Genomic DNA, 16579 nt, shown 5'->3' with positions numbered 1-16579 from the left:
ACCCTCTCGGATGCGACGGATTTGCGCGTCGATTACTCGACCGGGGACAGGCCGCCGGCGGCCGTCTTGGTGTTGGGATCGATCGGCGGGTTGTTGAGGCACGTCGGATGGCCGAAGCCGCTGGCGCTCAGGCCGTTATTGCCGACGAGCGAGGTGGCGTTGGCCGGAATGTCGAAGATGATGTTGTCCGGATGCCCGTTGTCGCCCGCAAACAGGGCGGCGGGGCCGCTCACGCCGGCGCTCGCCAGATAGTCGAGGCCGGACTTGCGGCGCAGGCGCCACGCGACCATGTGGTCGGTGCAGGACGTGTCGCCGGAAACGCCGATGCCGCCGACCTTGGCGGCGTTGTCAGCAAACGCCGCGAGGCCGCCGCCGAACACATTGATGCCGCCGATCGGACGGCCGATCATCGGATCCGAACCCGTGCCGAAGGTCGTCGGGTCGGGCTGCGATCCATTGGAGTCGAGATAGGCGCTGGCCGGATCGACCGGATTGCTGAACTGCAGGCCGAAGAGGCTGCCGCCGTCGCGCGTCGCGGAATAGAGATTGGCCGATGACAGCGCGAGCTTGCCGGGATTCGGCGAGCCAGTGGTCGCGCCGAGGCTCAGGCTGTTGGCGGTGGCGGCCTTCTGGGCCGAAATGACGCGGCTGGCGAGCCACTGCTGCTTGTAGTTCGCGCCGGTGAAGGCGACCGCGCAGACCGTGCCGTCATTGGCGACGACCGTGGCCCACATGTTGAAGCCGAGACCGCCATTCTGGCCGCCATTCGGCGGATTGACCGCTGCGGTCAAGGCCGTCTTCAGCGCAGTGTTCAGGTTGTTGGCCTGCGGGCTTCCAGGAGAGACATTCGCGCAGCTCGGAGGAATCTGGATCGTCGTGGGATTTCCCGCCAAAGCTCCGGTCGCGGTCAGGCAAAGCACAGAGCTGGCGAACATGAGTCGTTTCAACATTAGACCTTACCTCTCTTCACAATAATATCAGGCGCTTAGTTTATTTTATTCTGCCCAGGCGCCACTGGAGGTTTAAGGCAAAAGCGCGACTTATGCTATACATAATAAAGGCGCGACTTCAGTCGCAGAAACCTTCCAGAAACAATTCTGGCCTTGAAATCTTGAGCGTAGCCGTTTTTTATTTGACCTATGTTTGCTGAAGCGAGCCAAGATTAAACGTTCTCGGCTCGCGAACATGACCCGACCGGTGCCTCTAAGTGCTTGCCACGCATGCGCTATCGCCCGTAGCCCAGCGTCCTGATCTTGAGGAGCCGGCCGTTTTCAAAGACCAGAGACGACATCAATTGCGTCGGCCCAAAATTATATACCCACTCCTCCACCGTCACTTCGCGCACGGCCGGATAGGGAAAACCAGGCTCGAGCGAGTCGAGGGGGCGCGGCTCCAGCGGATTGGACATGCCCGAGCGATATTCGACATGGCTGTCCGTATAGGCGGGCTCGCCACAACGCTGCAGCACGTCGAATTTCGATTGCCCTTCGATGACGAGGCTCGTCCCGCAACGCAGGGCGAAAGCGGGCCCCGCGCTCGCCGCGCAGATCAGCAGGCCCAACAACACCCTGTATTTCATCGCTTTCGCCCGGTTGACGCGCCGCTCGTCCCGCCACGCTTCCTTCCGCTGAAGTTAGGCCAGCCCCTCAAGCCGCGCCAGAGGGACCGCGAATAAGCGGAATTTGGGAATTTAGCTGCTAGAAGCCATGAAATGATTCGCAGTCTTCTCTCGGTCGGCGGCTTCACCCTGCTCTCGCGCATCACGGGCTTTCTGTCGCTCGCGATGCAGTCCGCGATCATGGGAGCCGGGGCGATCTCCGACGCCTTCTTCATCGCGCAGCGCCTGCCCAACAGTTTCCGGTCGATCTTCGGCGAGGGCGCTTTCAACGCCGCCTTCATCCCCTGCTACGCGAAATCGCTGACGCAGGAGGGCGATGAACCGGCGGAAGAATTCGCGGGGGAAGTCTATACGCTCCTGCTCGCCTCGCAGATCGTGCTGCTGTTGCTCGTCTGGCTGCTCACGCCGCAATTCGTGTCGCTGCTGGCGCCGGGGCTCGGCGACCGGCCGGAGAAGTTCGCCCTGGCGGTGAACCTCACGCGCATCACTTTTCCCTACCTCCTGTTCATGACGCTCTTCGCGCTGCATATGGGCGCGCTCAACGCGCATGGCAGATTCGCGCTGCCCGCCTTCGCGCCGAACCTCATGAACCTCACCGTCATGGCGGCGCTGGCCGTGTCGTTCCTCTTCCCCAATGCCGGATATGCGGCGAGTTGGGGCGTGACCATCTCGGGCGCGCTGGAGTTGGGGCTGCTCATGTGGGGCGCGCGCCAGATCGGCGTGTTGCGTGGCTTGCGCAAACCGCACTGGCCGCGCGTGCGCGAGTTCTTCATCATGCTCGGCCCCGCCGTTATCGGCTCGGCGAGCCCGCAGATCGCCGTCTTCGCCGACACGATCCTGTCGTCCATGCTGGCCGATGGCGGGGTGTCCGCGATCTCCTACGCCGAGCGTCTCTATCAGCTTCCCGTCGGCGTCATCGGCATTGCAGCGGGCACCGTGCTGCTGCCCGAGATGAGCCGCCGCGTCTCCGCCGGCGACGTCGCCGGCGCGCATCGGGCGCAGAGCAACACCATGGCGCTCACCATCGCGCTCGCGGCGCCTTTCTTCGTCGCCTTCGACACGATCCCGGAGTTGATAGTCGCGGGCCTCTTCATGCGCGGCAAATTCACCGCCGCCGACGCCATCGCGGCGGGCGACGTGCTCGCGGCCTATGGCGCGGGGCTGATGGCGCTCGTGCTCATCGCCTCTGCGCGCGCGAGCTTCCAGTCGCGCGGCGACACCTCGACGCCAATGAAAATCGCGCTGTCGGCGCTCGCTGTGAACGTGGCGATGAAAGTGATCCTCTTCCGCCCGCTCGGCGCGGTGGGCCTTGCGACGGCGACGTCCATCGGCCTCTGGATCAATCTCGGCGCGCTCGTCGCGATCGCCATTGAGCGGGAGCTGATCGACTTCGACGGCGTCTTCGCGAAAAGCGTCGGCGCCACCCTCCTGGCCTGCATGCTGCTGACGCTTGTCGCCATGTTCGGCCGCGCGCCGGCGCTCGCTCTGGGCCTGCATTTCGGTTCGCAGGCGAATCTTGTCGCACTGATTGCGTTGGGGGCGGCGGGAGCGGTCGTTTATGGCGCGACGCTCGTCGGCGTGCTGCATTTGGCGGGTGTGAGGCTGGGCGGCTTGCGGCGGGGGCGTTGACCCCCTCCCCAACCCTCCCCCGCTCCGCGGGAGAGGGAGCACATCGTCGTCACAGCGAGAATGCTGATCGCAAGCGTCCCCTCTCCCGCGGAGCGGGGGAGGGACAGGGAGGGGGCGTTGAGCGCCGCGCGCTCACTTACATAAACTGCGACAACCCCGGAATAGAATTGGCGATCTGCTTCACCTTCTCCTCGCCGACGATCTCCTTCGCGTAGCCGAAGACCTCGTGGCCGAGTTTCTGGATCTGGCCCATGTCGAGGCCAAGGGCGTTGAGCTTGGTCGCGACGCCCATCAGTCCGGAATTGAGGAGCCCGCCGAGCAGGCTGCCGCCGCCGGCGTCCTCGCCCGCCGAAACTTCGTTCGCGGCGTCGCGCGCGCCGGCGACCTTGTCGAAAAATTCCGCCACCGGGCCGTCGGGCAGCTCTTTCTGCAGGAAGGCGAGCACATGGCCGATCGCTGTCTTGGCGACGCCCGCATCGACGCCGATCGCAGCCGAAACGCGCCCAATCAATTCATCCATCTGCATCCTCCCTAGCTTATATGCGCGACTGTCGCTGCGCTTCGCGGCAATTGCAAGCGACGAGGCGCGCCGATTGAGGCCCCTCGAAAGCCGTAATAGGGTCGGAGCCCGTCATTGCGAGCGGAGCGAAGCGATCCGGAGCCCAACTTCGGCTCTGGACGGCGTCGCAATGACCGCGAGGCAAGATCACAGGAGTAACGCTTGTACAAACAATCCGCCGCGTTCTCGGCTTTGATCGCCGTCGCCCTCGCCTCCTCCGCCCGCGCCAACGACACCGAAGCCGAGACGGCCCTCGGCGGTTTGACGCTCAAGCGCTCCGACGCCATCTCGATGGACAGCGAGGATCTCTACATCTCGCGCGACCTCGTGCGCGTGAAATATCGCTTCACCAATACGAGCGACGCGCCGGTCGAAACGCTCGTCGCCTTTCCCCTGCCCGACATTCCGCCCGATTCAGAGGAAAACAAAAGCTACTGGAGCAACCCCTCGGACCTGAAATTCAAAACGACGATCGACGGCAAGCCGATCGTCTTCGACGTGGTGCAGCAGGCGATTTTCAAGGAAAAGGACGTCACCGCGCGTCTCGAGGCGCTCAAGATTCCCGTAAACTATCGCGACGAGAAATTCGACTCAGCGCTGAAAAAGGCGCCCCAGGCGGAGCGCGACAAGCTCGTCGCGGACGGGCTGCTGCGCGACGACGGAACGGGCGGCGAGCATTATTATTCGGCGCAGTGGTCCGTACGCACCAGCGTCACCCGCAAGCAGACTTTCCCCGCGAAGCAAACCGTCTCGGTCGAGCACCAATACGCCCCGCTGGCGGGCGGCAGCGTCGGCGGCGGACTTTCCAAGTCGCAGCGCAAGACGGACTGGTTCAAGGACGAGCAGCGCAAATATTGCATCGACAGGGACTGGCTCGCGAGTTTCGATAAGAAGGGCACCGAGCTATATGGCGAAATCTGGCTCGGTTACGTGCTCAAGACCGGCGCGAATTGGAAAGGCCCCATCGGCGATTTTCGGCTCGTCGTCGACAAGGGAAAACCGGACGCGCTCGTCAGCTTCTGCGCCGATGGCGTGAAGAAGATTTCGCCGACGCAATTCGAGGTTCGTTACCCGAACTTCACGCCGACGAAGGACCTCGACATATTGATCGTCGAATGGGGGAAGGAGTGACGCGGCCGGCGCTCGCTTTTTCGCGCGCCCCGATCCGCGTCACTCCGGCCAGAGCGCTTACAGGCCCGGCCGCATCTCACCGGTGGATTCCGACTTCGGCGCAACGCCGGAACGCTCCGCGAGAGCCGGCAGCATTGCGCGAATCTTCGCGACGCCCTCTTCGCCGATGAGCGATTCCGCGCGCAGCAGCGTCTCCTCGATGAGGCGTTCGCTCTGCGCCTGCGTGAGGCCGAGATTGGCGAGCTTGCCGACAAGGATGTTCAAATCCGCGCGGCCATGGCCCATGAAGCTCGTAAACCCCTCGATGGCCTGCGTCACCCCGCCATCGCTTGTGGCGCCCGCCGCGGCGACCGCTTCGCGCGCGCCCGGCATCTTGTCGATGAATTCGCCGACATGTCCTTGCGGAACCGCATCGCGCAGGAAGCGCAGCACATGGCCGATCGCGGCCTTGGCGATCGACGGCTCGAGCGACGTCGCCTCGACGACGCGTCTTGACAGTTCTTCCATGTGACATCCCTCCTTCAGGGACTGTGACCTGAAGGCGAAATGTCGCTTGGGCTTTTGGCGTCAAGCCAAGTTTGTGAAATTTAACTTAAGCCGCGTCGAGCCCGTAGAGCGAATGCAGCGTGCGCACCGCAAGCTCGGTATAGGCTTCGTCGATCAGCACCGAGAACTTGATCTCGGAAGTCGTGATCGCGCGGATGTTCACGCCCTTTTCCGAGAGCGCCCGGAAGCCGCGCGCGGCGACGCCGGCGTGGCTGCGCATGCCGATGCCGATGGCCGAGACCTTGGCCACGTCCTTGGCGCCTTCCATGCTGGTGAAGCCGATGTCGCCCTTCACCTTCTCGATGATCGCGGTTGCGCGGTCGTAATCCGCCTTGCCGACCGTGAAGGTCATGTCGGTCATGCCTTCCTGCGAGACGACCTGCACGATCATGTCGACATTGATGCCCGCCTCGGCGAGCGGCATGAAGACGGCGGCGGCGACGCCGGGCTTGTCCGCGACATGGCGCAACGTGATCTGCGCTTCGTCGCGCGAGAAGGCGATGCCTGTGACGACCTGGGCTTCCACAATGTCCTCCTCGTTGCAGATCAGCGTGCCTTCGCCCGGATTGGCGGGATCGTCGAAGGACGAGCGCACATAGGTCGGCACCCCGTGCACCATCGCGACTTCCACCGAACGGACCTGCAAAACCTTGGCGCCGAGCGACGCCATCTCCAGCATTTCCTCGAAGGCGATGCGGTCCATGCGCCGCGCCTTGCCCTCGCTCAGAATGCGCGGGTCGGTCGTGTAGACGCCGTCGACGTCCGTATAGATATCGCAGCGATCCGCCTTGACCGCCGCCGCCAGCGCCACCGCGCTCGTGTCCGAGCCGCCGCGCCCAAGCGTCGTGATGCGGCCCGTCTCGGCGTGAACGCCCTGAAAGCCCGCGACCACGGCGACCTCGCCGCGCTTGAAGCCCTCGACGACGCCGGCGCCGTCGATCGACTCGATGCGGGCCGAGCCATGGGTGTCGTTGGTGCGGATCGGGATCTGCCAGCCTAGCCAGGAGCGCGCCGGAATGCCGATCTGCTGGAGGGCGATGGCCAGAAGGCCCGCCGTCACCTGCTCGCCGGAGGCGACCACCGCGTCATATTCGACCTGGCTGTAGAGCGGAGCGGCCTCCTTGCACCAGGCGACGAGCTCGTTCGTCTTGCCGGCCATGGCGGAAACGACCACCGCGACCTCGCGGCCGGCGTCGACCTCGCGCTTCACATGGCGCGCCACGTTGCGGATGCGCTCGACATTGGCGACGGACGTGCCGCCGAATTTCATGACCAGGCGTGACATGATAACCGGTGTTGGGCGGTAGGCGGCGGTCCGCCCACTCGCGTCTCGCCAAAAGCGCGCGTATATGTGACCGCGCCCTGCCCCCTGTCAACGGCGCAGGTCGCCCTTATGTACTCGGGCGAAGACCCGACGCAAAAAGAGGTTCTTAAGTGTCCCACGAGGCGACTCCCCCCCATTCCGCCAGCGTCAATCCCGAGGACGTCGCGCGTTTCAACCGCCTCGGCGACCTGTGGTGGGACAAGAAGGGCAAGATGGGGATCCTGCACGAGATCAACCCCATCCGCGTCACCTATATTAGGGACCATGTCCGCCGCTTTCTCACGGGCGACATGAGCCCCTTGAACGAATCCCCCGAGCGGCCGCTCCAGGGCGTGCGCATCGCCGATATTGGCTGCGGCGGCGGCATTCTGAGCGAATCTCTCGCGGAGCTCGGCGCGACGGTCACGGGCATCGACCCCGCGCCCAACAATATCGCCGTCGCCAGCCGCCACGCCGAGAAGATGGGCCTTTCCATCGACTACCGGAACATCACCGCCGAGGCGCTGGCCGAGACGGGCGAGCAGTTCGACGCCGTCGCGGCGCTCGAAGTCATCGAGCATGTCGAGGGGCCGAGCGACTTCGTGAAGATGCTCTCGCGCCTCGTGCGCCCCGGCGGCCTGCTCTTCCTGGCCACGATCGACCGCACCATGAAGAGCTACGTCTTCGCGATCGTCGGGGCCGAATATGTGCTGGGCTGGGTGCCCAAGGGCACGCACGACCACAATAAATTCATCCGTCCGGACGAGCTCTCCGGTTGGCTGCGCAAGGCCGGGATGCGCGAGATCGACCGCGCCGGCATGAGCTTCCAGCCCCTGACGCGGACATGGCGCAAGAGCCACGACACCGACGTGAACTACCTCATGGCCGCGAAGAAAGAGGGCTGAGGCGGCCCCGCGTCATTGCGGGGGGCGTTAGCGACGAGCATCCAGAGCCGCATTGTTCCCTGGATTGCTTCGCTGCGCTCGCAATGACCCGCGCTGGAACGGCTCCCCAGAATGGCCGGCGCATACTCAGGCCACCAAGCTCTTGTTCGCGTCATGAGCCCTCATTAGACTTTCGCCCGATGATGAACGAATCGACGCCCCCGTCCGCCCTCGCTCGCGCCTTCGCGCTTCTCGGCCTGTCGCTCGCGCTCGCCCTGCCCGTCGCAACCGCCGGCGCGCCGACGCCCGCCTTCGCCAAGGACAAGCCTGCGGCGAAGGACAAGAAGGACGCCAAGGAAAAGCCCGCCACCGACGAAAGCGCGGCCGACGACGCCGCCGACAAGAAGGGCAAGAAGGGCGGCAAGAACGACAAGAGCGCCGGCGGCGGCAAGCCCGAGCAGCTTGGGACCTACGGGGAATGGGGCGCCTATCTGGCGCAGGGCGGCAAGGACAAGACCTGCTACGCGCTCGGCCAGCCCAAGAGCCGCGAGCCCAAGGCGAAGCTGAAGGACACCTCCGCCTATGTCTTCATCTCGTCGCGCCCCGGCGACGGCGTGCGCAATGAGGTGGCCATCAACCTCGGCTACGGGACCAAGGACGGCTCCGCCGCTTCGGCCGACATCGACGGCGACGGCTGGGAGCTCGTCACCAAGGGCCAGAACGCCTGGGTGAAGGACCAGTCCAAGGAAAAGGAATTCGTCGGCGCCCTGCGCGGCGGCTCGAAGCTCGTGGTGAAGGCGTCCTCGTCCAAGGGCACCTCGACGACCGACACCTATGTGCTGAAGGGTTTGTCCGACGCCCTCGCGCGCGTCGCGCAGGAATGCAAATAGGCGACGCCCGGCGCGCCGACGAATTCGGCGAACCCTGCCCGTTTGACGGGACATCACGACCGGAATCGCAATCAGCCCGCCTGCCTTCTCCCCGAGAGATGCGGTGTGCTGATTCGCGCAGCCTCGTCATTTGACGCATGGTCTAAAGCGTGGGCGCGCATTTGGGCCTGGCATACAACAATGATGCGTCGGCGCACCGGAATAGCGTGACCCGCTTTTCTCTTCGCAGCATAGAGGCGGCGTCGCTTGGAGTTTCGACGCGGCGCCGCCATCAGATGGTTGAACGCGGAGGCCCTCAGCATTCCGCCCTATGTGATCAGCCCCCCCCCTTTTTCGGGCCATTGTTCCCAGTCTGAAATTGTCTCCCAGATAGCCCCGCCTCGTTCCCCGCGAATAAGACTGGGGAACATTTCATCCCCGCGCGCATTTGATTTTCAGCACTGGGCCAAACGGGGCCGGGGCGTCTCAGCTTCCTCGATCAAATCGGCGGCGGGCAAAGCAGCGCGTCTGCAAGGCACTTAGACGGCGCAGTCACCCTCGCCTTGGAGCCAGTCAGTATAAATCTGATAGAACCAAGTAAAAAACCACAATCTCGCGCCTGAGTGGTCCTTTCGAATCGGGCGTTTCGGCGGCAGTTTCTCATCGTCAACTACGGCTTCCCCCTGTTGCCTTGTTGGCGAGCGATGGCCTGAGCCTGAGAGGCCAAAACAGGCTTCCGGCCGTCGCTCTCATCTCTTGTCGACGCAATCAACTCGGCCGCCCCAGGTGGCCGAGCCCTCTCCGTTACGCATAATATAATTATAGCTTATGCTAAGTTATTGTTGGACCACATCGCCATAAAAACCTGTAGCTTCTGGTCCCATTTCATTTTGTACGCGCAAAATCAGCCTGAGTGGCGCTTTTATATTTGCGTTGTCTGGCTCAATAGGCTAATTAAAAGGCCTCGTCTCAACTAAAACAAATGGGAGGGAAACATGGCTGTTAACGTTCATGGCGGCGGCGAGCTTGGCAAAATCCTGCTCTACATTGCGGGCTTCGTCGGCTTCGTGATTATCGCGCTGACCTGGGTTCCGGAATGGATTTCGCCGGACAGCGCCAACATCACCGGCAATACCGGCTCGACCGCGCGCATGATTCAGTAAGGCTTAAAAGCCGCGGCGTTCCGGGTCCCGATCCACCCGGAACGCCGAAATTCACAGGGTTCAAAAATTCTTTGATCGCCTGTTGCAAAGCCAGATCGATTGTTGCATAAGGCTGCAGCGACGGCGGCGCGAGCCAAACGGTGAAAGCCAAGCCGAAGCAAACGGATGCGGGTGTAGCTCAGGGGTAGAGCACAACCTTGCCAAGGTTGGGGTCGAGGGTTCGAATCCCTTCGCCCGCTCCAAATGAAGCTCCGCGATAACCCTAAAGCGGAGGTCGGGGTTCGATGCTGGTTACGCGCGCCCCCGCGAAAATCAATCTCACTCTCCACATCTTAGGCCGCCGGGCAGACGGCTATCACGAACTCGAAAGCCTCGTCGCCTTCAGCGGCGCTGGCGATACGCTGTCGCTGATTCCCGGCCCCGCCCTCTCGCTGCACGTCTCCGGCCCCACGGCCCCGGCGGCCGGACCCGGCGACGACAATCTCGTTCTACGCGCCGCCCGCCATCTGGCGGAGCGAGTCGATGGACTGACGCTCGGCGCGTTCCGCCTCGAGAAGCGATTGCCCGTGGCGGCGGGAATCGGCGGCGGTTCGTCCGACGCCGCCGCCGCCCTGCGTCTCCTTGCCCAGGCCAACGGGATCGACACGGACGACTCGCGCCTCTTCGACGCCGCGCGCGTCACCGGCTCCGACGTTCCCGTCTGCCTCTTGGGCCGCGCCCGCGTGATGCGCGGCGCCGGCGAATCGCTCGGGCCCCTTCTGCGCCTGCCGCTGCTGCCCGCCGTGCTCATCAATCCCGGCGTGCCAGTCGAGACGCGGCCTGTTTTCCAGCGCCTGGGCCTGCAGCCCGGCGAGCGCGTGGAGGCCGAAGAACACCCCGAGATCGGCAGCGGCGCGCCCTCGGTCGAGTTGCTCGCCATGCTGGCCCGGGGCCGCAACGATCTCGAGGACCCGGCCTGCCTTCAGGCCCCCGTCATCGTGGACGTGCTTTCGGTGCTGCGCGCTGCGCGGGGCTGCAAGATCGCGCGCATGTCGGGGTCCGGCGCCACCTGTTTCGCAATCTTCTCGACGACCGGCGCCGCCGCGAAGGCGGCGCGCGCGATTCGCATGCAACACCCCGAATGGTGGGTGAAGACGGCGGCGCTTCGATGAGCCGCCGCCCGCCGCCAAAGGACCAGCCCCACCGCCGCAACGAACGTCCCAACGACAGACCCAGGGGCGCGCGCCCGCATGAGCCGCGCGGGCGAGGCGACGCGCCGAAGGGCCCGTTCCGCGCGCCCTCGCCCGAGGTCGTCACGCTTTATGGCGCGCATGCCGTGCGGGCGGCGCTCAAGGGCGGGCGCCGCAAGCTGCTCGCGCTTTACGCCACCGAAAACGCCCTGCCCCGCATCGCCGACCTCGCCCATGCCGCCGGCGTCGAACCGCGCCTCGTCGACGCCCGCGACCTCGCGCGCCATCTCGGCGAGGAGGCGGTGCATCAAGGCCTGCTGCTCGAAGCGCGGCCGCTGCCCGAGGCCGATATCGGCGACATCGAGTCGAAGAACGGCGTTGTGCTGGCGCTCGATCAGGTCACGGACCCGCACAATGTCGGCGCGATCCTGCGCACGGCCTGCGCCTTCGGCGTCGACGCGCTGATCGTGACGGAGCGCCATAGCCCGGAATTCACCGGCGTTCTGGCGAAAGCAGCCTCCGGCGCGCTGGAGCATGTGACCATCGTCTCGGTCGTCAATCTGGCCCGCGCTTTGGATGAATTGCGCGAGCGCGGCTACAGCGTGCTCGGCCTCGATTCGGAAGGCTCCGAACCAATAGAGACCATCCCGCTGTCGAAGCCGCTGGCGCTCGTGCTCGGCGCGGAGGGCAAGGGCCTGCGCCGCCTCACGCGCGAGCGCTGCGACCTCGTCGCCCGCCTCGACCTCCCCGGCCCGATCAAGAGCCTCAATGTCTCCAACGCCTGCGCCGCCACGCTCAGCGTCGTCCATATGCGCCTGCGCGCGCCAAAGGATTGACCTCGCCCGCGCCTTGGACGATTAGTTGAGTCGCTGGGAACGCCGGTTTAGCTCAGCTGGTAGAGCAACTGATTTGTAATCAGTAGGTCGGGGGTTCGAATCCCTCAACCGGCACCATAACCCACGAAGCCCCCGCGACAGCTTGCCCGCTTGGTTAGGCCCAGCCGGTGGACGATAATTTCGCGAAGGCCACCGCGCGCCGCGCTCAGCTTATCGACGAGCAATAATCAACATGAAACCCGCAACTCCGATCCGTTCGCTCGACCAGATCGGCCCTGGCGAAAACGTCGTCCTGCAATCCCTGCGCGCCGATCGCGAGCTTCAGGGCCGCCTCATGCAACTCGGGCTCTTCGTCGGCGCCGCGGTCGATATCGTGCAGAGCCGCGCGGGAGGGCCCATGCTGCTGCGCGTTCGCAACACGCTCGTCGCCATCGGGCATGAAGAAGCGAAAGCGATCCTCGTGGATATTCCCAAATGACGCGCAACGAAGCGGTTCTGCGTATCGCGCTCGCGGGCCAGCCCAATGTCGGCAAGTCGACAGTGTTCAATAATCTGACGGGCCTCAGTCAGCACGTCGGAAATTGGCCTGGCAAAACCGTCGAGCGGAAGGAAGGATCGGTTTTGTTCGAGGGGCGGCGCATTCAGGTCGTCGACCTTCCGGGAACCTACGGCCTCACCGCGAGCTCGGAAGAAGAGAGGATCGCCCGCGACTACATCATCAGGGAAAAGCCGGACGTCGTCATCCTGATCGCAAACGCCGCCGCGATCGACCGCAATCTTTATCTCCTCGCAGAGCTGCTCGCTTTGTCCGTTCCCGTCGTTCTCGGCCTCAACATGATGGACGTCGCGGCGTCCGAGGGCGTGGAAATCATGCCTGTCGTTCTCGAGGCCAGACTCGGCGTGCCGGTCGTGCCGATCACCGCCGTCAAGAATGCAGGCGTATCGGATCTGGTGTCCGCCGCGCTCGCCCTGGCGGATGGCCGCGCCGAGTTCCGCCCGACACGCCCCGAGTTCGACTCCGCGCTAGGCGGGGTTCTCAAGAAGCTTAAAGGCGCGATTCAGAAGCTTGTCCCTGCCCCGTACGAAGCCGGCTGGGTCGCTCTCAAGCTGCTCGAGGGGGATGCCGAAATCGTCACGCTGGCGAGACAATGGGCTCCCGAGCGCGACTGGCCGCAAATCGAGGCGCTTTTGGCCAAAAGGCAGAGCGCGGGCGTCGAGATCATTTGCGGGCGTTATCTCTGGGCCGACCGCATGGTGAAATCCGCGGTGCTGCGTGCGCCGCGCGCCGGCCAGAGTCTGACGGACAGGATCGATCGCGTCGCATTGCATCCCATCGCCGGAACGGCGATCCTTTTCCTCGTTCTCGGCCTGACCTTCGCCCTGACCTTCGCCATCGCCTGGCCGCTCCAGCGCCTGCTGGAGACGGGCGTCGTCCAGCCGCTGCGAGAAATGGCGGCGAGCGCGCTATCCGAGGCGCCGCCCGCCCTTTCCCACTTCATTGCAGACGGCGTTCTCGGCGGCGCCGGTCTCGTGATGACCTTCCTGCCGCTGCTTCTCGTCTTCTATGCGATCTTCGGCTTTCTGGAAGACACCGGCTATCTCGCGCGCGTCGCCTTTCTGACCGACCGTTTCATGCAGCGTATCGGATTGCACGGCAAAAGCTTCCTGCCGTTCTGCCTCGGCTTCGGCTGCAACGTGCCGGCGATCATGGGCGCGCGTGTGATCGAGTCGCCCGCCGGCCGCCTGCTCACCATTCTTCTGGCGCCGCTCGTGCCGTGCAGCGCGCGCTTCGCAGTGCTGGCCTTTCTCGCGCCGGTCTTTTTCGGGAGCTACGCCCTGTGGGCCTCTCTCGGGCTGGTGATGCTGAACATCGCCGTGCTGGCGGCTCTCGGGGCGGTTCTCAATCACACCCTGTTTCGCGACGAGCGGGTCTCCTTCGTCATGGAGCTCCCGCTTTATCACGCGCCAAATCCACGTACGATCGGTCTGTTCATGTGGGCGCACACATGGTCGTTCCTGCGGCGGGCGAGCACCATGATCCTCGCCGTTTCGACGGCCGTCTGGTTGCTCGCCTATTTCCCGGACGGGTCCATTGGCGCGAGCTATCTCGCCCAGATCGGCCAGGGGCTGGAGCCCATTGGCCGCCTTCTCGGCTTCGACTGGCGCCTCACCGTCGCGCTGTTCACGAGTTTCGTCGCCAAGGAGAACGCGATTGCGACGCTGGGCGTGATTTACGGCGCGGAGGGTGGTTCGCTCGCGGAAGCCCTTTCCCATTCGGTGTCGATCGCCGCGGGGCTATCCTTCCTCGTCACCACGATGCTGTTCATCCCCTGCGCCGCCACCGTCGCCGCCATGCGCCAGGAGACCGGCAGTTGGGCCTGGACCTTCTTTTCCGGAGGATTGTTGCTGGTCATCGCCATCGCCGCGGGCGCAATCTCCTATCAGGCGGCTAACTGGCTCCTCGCCTGAGAGATCGCATGTTCGACGCAATCCTGAAACTCGCAGCCCAAGGGCGCCTCCTGAGCGTCACGGAAGTCGAGCGCGAACTCGCGATCAGCCCGGAGGCGGCGGAAAGCCTGTTCCTGGAGCTGGAGCGCCGAGGTTATCTCAAGCGGATCAATTCGACATGCAGCACCCCCTGCGGCGACTGTCCTGCGAAGGAGGGGTGCCGATTCCTGCGGTCCCCGCGCCTGTGGATTTTTACCGAGAAAGGCCAGCAGGCGGCTCGCTTTTAGAGCGGGAGTCGCGACCAATCGACGGCGGCTTGCCCCCTGCCGCCGATGACGCTCTCAAGGCGGCGTGAATATCATCTTGGTTCGCGTGGAAAGTTCTTCTTCATTGCCTTGCCTTCGCTCGCGATAAAAGCAAAATGCGGATCAGAATTGATCAGGCGACTGTTGATCCGGTCCCTCAACGGCGGCTTCCACTGAAAGCTACTCATGGCGAAAAATCAGGGCGTTCCTCTCCATCTCGGACTCGCGAAACTTGTCCTCTCTTTGCTTCGCTACGCGATTCTCATCGCGATGGCGCTCGTCTTGCTGCCGCTCGCCATCCCTTATCTGAAGTCGGGCGTTTCACATGTCTGGCTGGATAAAGTTCAGGCCCAGGACGCCTTCGTGATCAAATGGCTTCAGGCCGCGTCGCCCGTTACCCTGGGCAGTTTCGAGGTCACGCGGTGGATCCTCATCGGCTTGCTTTACATCCTGCGCTCGATCGTCGTCGGCATGCAGCGAAAGCTCGGTCACGCCATTTACCGGGCGACGGTGCAGCGCGACGTCGCGGCGATGCAGGCGGCGGCGCAGGGCGGCGCCGGCGCCCGGCTCATCGCGCCCATCAAGGAAAAGATCAAGAAGCTGGACGCGGGCAATGACGAAAGCCGCGCCGAGCTGCTTCAGGTCATGGCGGAAGCGAAGCGCAAGCTCGAATCGATGAGCCGAGATCTGGCGTTCCTGTCCATCGACGTCGCGGACTCGACGAAGATGAAGATTGGCGAAGAGAAGACCGACATCGAACACGACTTCCGCGAATATAAGAACCTCGTCGACGGCAAGCTGCGCGCCAACGGCTCTCTCAAGGCCGCGTGGACGCCGGACGGCGTCATGGCCTGCTTCCCGACATCCGACGCCGCCGTGAAAGCCGCCCAGGAAGTGATCGCCGGCCTCGACGCCTTCAACGCCAATGTGAAGCTCATCAGGTCCGATTTCACGGTCCGCTGCGGCATCAATGCGGGACGCGTCTATTACGACGAGGCGACGCCGATGGAGGAGATGAGCGACCGGGTCATCGATATTGCCGGGCATATGCAGAAATATGCTCAGCCCGGCACGATCGCCTGCCCCAAGCAGCTCATCAAGCCAGTGCAACAGCGCGAAGGCTTCAAGGACGCCGGCAGAGTGGTGGACGGCTACGAAACCTATCAGTGGACCCGCGAATAGAAACCGCCGGGCGGCGCGCGGACTCGTGCGCCGCGGTCAGTAGGTTTTATAGATGCGCCGGCCTTCGATCGTCTCGGCGGTGCCGACGAGCTTCCCGTCGGGGCCGTTGAAATAGGTGACGCCGCCGATCTTGGTGACGCTCCCGAGCGAGTGTCCCCTGGCGTCGAAGAATTCCTGCGTGCCGCTGGCGGCGGTCGCCTTCGGCGCCATCGTCTCCTCGGCCGGCTCCGCATTCGAGGCGACGACACTCGCCAAAAGCAGGGCCAAGGTCAGGATCGTCCTCATTGTTTGCAACCTCCCGGCGGAATGTCTGTTTTTGAACAGCAATCCGCGGGCCAGGTTTTTTACGTTCAATTAACCGTTTTTTGGCGGTTTCAGCGTAACCAGGCGCCCGGCTGCGGGGCAGACGCTCAAAGAATAGGCAGCAGCCGGCTGATTTCTTTTGTCGAGGCGCATGACGCATTTGCGCCAGGCGACCGCCCGTGCAGGCCCGCTCAGCGCAGGCATTCCCCGCGCTGCGCCCACTCCGCCATTTGGGCGTCGGCCGCGGCCGCGCTCTCCGTATCGCAGGCCCTGAAGACGTTTCCCCGGCCCATCGAGGCGCCCGCCGGGAACTGTTCCACCGAGAGATAGGAACCGGCGTCCAGCGAGCCGGCGATCTGCGCCTTGGCCGCCTTGACGGCTGGGGCGCTGGTCGAGGCTTGCGGGGACGGCAGGTGATACCAGTGGCTTGCCGTCGTCAGACGGCATTCGCTCTGCGCGAGGCTTTTCGGACAGACGAGAATCCATGTCTGCATGCCGCCCTTGGCTGCGGCGGAGCCAATCCCTGCAACAAGGAAAAACCCGACGATAAAAAGCTTCTTCATGGTCCGAGCGCCTCTCGCTGCGACGATTCGCAAGCGCGATCTTAGTGCGGAAAAACGGGCCGGAAGATGGA

Annotated in this window: 18 protein-coding genes and 2 tRNA genes; 13 read left to right on the top strand and 7 right to left on the bottom strand. The window is 64.1% G+C overall.

Features of this window, described 5'->3' with window-relative positions; all coding sequences use genetic code 11:
* Window positions 1-32: 32 nt before the first annotated feature.
* Window positions 33-935, bottom strand: coding sequence for a hypothetical protein (locus ACPFMJ_RS02310; protein ID WP_424362264.1), 903 nt, complete (start codon window positions 933-935; stop codon window positions 33-35).
* A 290-nt stretch (window positions 936-1225) separates the two neighbouring features.
* Window positions 1226-1579 (bottom strand): DUF2845 domain-containing protein, encoded by a 354-nt coding sequence (locus ACPFMJ_RS02305; protein ID WP_424362263.1) that lies wholly within the window; start codon window positions 1577-1579, stop codon window positions 1226-1228.
* 132 nt (window positions 1580-1711) lie between these two features.
* Between ACPFMJ_RS02305 and murJ the strand changes: the two genes are divergently transcribed.
* Window positions 1712-3247, top strand: a complete 1536-nt coding sequence (gene murJ, locus ACPFMJ_RS02300) for a murein biosynthesis integral membrane protein MurJ (protein ID WP_424362262.1) — start codon at window positions 1712-1714, stop codon at window positions 3245-3247.
* Window positions 3248-3383: 136 nt separating this feature from the next.
* Here murJ and ACPFMJ_RS02295 read toward each other — a convergent pair whose 3' ends face one another.
* On the bottom strand, window positions 3384-3767 hold the full coding sequence (locus tag ACPFMJ_RS02295) for a DUF2267 domain-containing protein (RefSeq protein ID WP_424362261.1): 384 nt from the start codon (window positions 3765-3767) through the stop codon (window positions 3384-3386).
* 201 nt (window positions 3768-3968) lie between these two features.
* Between ACPFMJ_RS02295 and ACPFMJ_RS02290 the strand changes: the two genes are divergently transcribed.
* Window positions 3969-4937, top strand: coding sequence for a DUF4424 family protein (locus tag ACPFMJ_RS02290; RefSeq protein WP_424362260.1), 969 nt, complete (start codon window positions 3969-3971; stop codon window positions 4935-4937).
* A gap of 57 nt (window positions 4938-4994) precedes the next feature.
* Here ACPFMJ_RS02290 and ACPFMJ_RS02285 read toward each other — a convergent pair whose 3' ends face one another.
* On the bottom strand, window positions 4995-5444 hold the full coding sequence (locus ACPFMJ_RS02285) for a hypothetical protein (protein ID WP_424362259.1): 450 nt from the start codon (window positions 5442-5444) through the stop codon (window positions 4995-4997).
* A gap of 85 nt (window positions 5445-5529) precedes the next feature.
* A complete protein-coding gene (locus ACPFMJ_RS02280; RefSeq protein WP_424362258.1) occupies window positions 5530-6768 on the bottom strand; it encodes an aspartate kinase in 1239 nt (412 codons plus the stop codon).
* Window positions 6769-6917: 149 nt separating this feature from the next.
* Between ACPFMJ_RS02280 and ubiG the strand changes: the two genes are divergently transcribed.
* From ubiG to ACPFMJ_RS02225, 11 genes are all read left to right on the top strand, one after another.
* Entirely contained in the window at window positions 6918-7691 is a 774-nt protein-coding gene (gene ubiG, locus ACPFMJ_RS02275) for a bifunctional 2-polyprenyl-6-hydroxyphenol methylase/3-demethylubiquinol 3-O-methyltransferase UbiG (protein ID WP_424362257.1), read from the top strand.
* Between the two features lie 179 nt (window positions 7692-7870).
* Window positions 7871-8560, top strand: coding sequence for an invasion associated locus B family protein (locus tag ACPFMJ_RS02270; protein ID WP_424362256.1), 690 nt, complete (start codon window positions 7871-7873; stop codon window positions 8558-8560).
* 974 nt (window positions 8561-9534) lie between these two features.
* Window positions 9535-9702 carry a hypothetical protein gene (locus ACPFMJ_RS02265; protein ID WP_424362255.1) on the top strand — a complete coding sequence of 56 codons (168 nt, stop codon included), beginning with the start codon at window positions 9535-9537 and terminating at the stop codon, window positions 9700-9702.
* 167 nt (window positions 9703-9869) lie between these two features.
* Window positions 9870-9944 (top strand) — tRNA-Gly (locus ACPFMJ_RS02260).
* Between the two features lie 42 nt (window positions 9945-9986).
* Window positions 9987-10853 (top strand): 4-(cytidine 5'-diphospho)-2-C-methyl-D-erythritol kinase, encoded by an 867-nt coding sequence (locus tag ACPFMJ_RS02255; RefSeq protein WP_424362254.1) that lies wholly within the window; start codon window positions 9987-9989, stop codon window positions 10851-10853.
* The gene (gene rlmB / locus ACPFMJ_RS02250; protein ID WP_424362253.1) at window positions 10850-11707 is read left to right on the top strand and encodes a 23S rRNA (guanosine(2251)-2'-O)-methyltransferase RlmB; all 858 of its coding nucleotides are present in this window, start codon (window positions 10850-10852) and stop codon (window positions 11705-11707) included. Before ACPFMJ_RS02255 ends, rlmB begins: the two co-directional genes overlap by 4 nt.
* A gap of 41 nt (window positions 11708-11748) precedes the next feature.
* A tRNA-Thr gene (locus ACPFMJ_RS02245) sits at window positions 11749-11824 on the top strand.
* Window positions 11825-11939: 115 nt separating this feature from the next.
* Window positions 11940-12185 (top strand): FeoA family protein, encoded by a 246-nt coding sequence (locus ACPFMJ_RS02240; RefSeq protein WP_424362252.1) that lies wholly within the window; start codon window positions 11940-11942, stop codon window positions 12183-12185.
* Window positions 12182-14176 (top strand): ferrous iron transport protein B, encoded by a 1995-nt coding sequence (feoB, locus tag ACPFMJ_RS02235; RefSeq protein WP_424362251.1) that lies wholly within the window; start codon window positions 12182-12184, stop codon window positions 14174-14176. Before ACPFMJ_RS02240 ends, feoB begins: the two co-directional genes overlap by 4 nt.
* Before the next feature lie 8 nt (window positions 14177-14184).
* The gene (locus ACPFMJ_RS02230; protein WP_424362250.1) at window positions 14185-14442 is read left to right on the top strand and encodes a hypothetical protein; all 258 of its coding nucleotides are present in this window, start codon (window positions 14185-14187) and stop codon (window positions 14440-14442) included.
* A 204-nt stretch (window positions 14443-14646) separates the two neighbouring features.
* Window positions 14647-15642: a guanylate cyclase gene (locus ACPFMJ_RS02225; protein WP_424362249.1), complete on the top strand. Its 996-nt coding sequence runs from the start codon at window positions 14647-14649 to the stop codon at window positions 15640-15642.
* Between the two features lie 36 nt (window positions 15643-15678).
* Here ACPFMJ_RS02225 and ACPFMJ_RS02220 read toward each other — a convergent pair whose 3' ends face one another.
* Both ACPFMJ_RS02220 and ACPFMJ_RS02215 read right to left on the bottom strand, forming a co-directional pair.
* A complete protein-coding gene (locus ACPFMJ_RS02220; protein WP_424362248.1) occupies window positions 15679-15927 on the bottom strand; it encodes a hypothetical protein in 249 nt (82 codons plus the stop codon).
* Window positions 15928-16136: 209 nt separating this feature from the next.
* The gene (locus ACPFMJ_RS02215) at window positions 16137-16508 is read right to left on the bottom strand and encodes a hypothetical protein (protein ID WP_424362247.1); all 372 of its coding nucleotides are present in this window, start codon (window positions 16506-16508) and stop codon (window positions 16137-16139) included.
* Between the last annotated feature and the right edge of the window lie 71 nt (window positions 16509-16579).

The organism is Methylocystis parvus, assembly GCF_049675845.1.
Taxonomy (GTDB): Bacteria; Pseudomonadota; Alphaproteobacteria; order Rhizobiales; family Beijerinckiaceae; genus Methylocystis; species Methylocystis parvus_A.
This window is presented reverse-complemented; position numbering and strand designations above follow the sequence as displayed.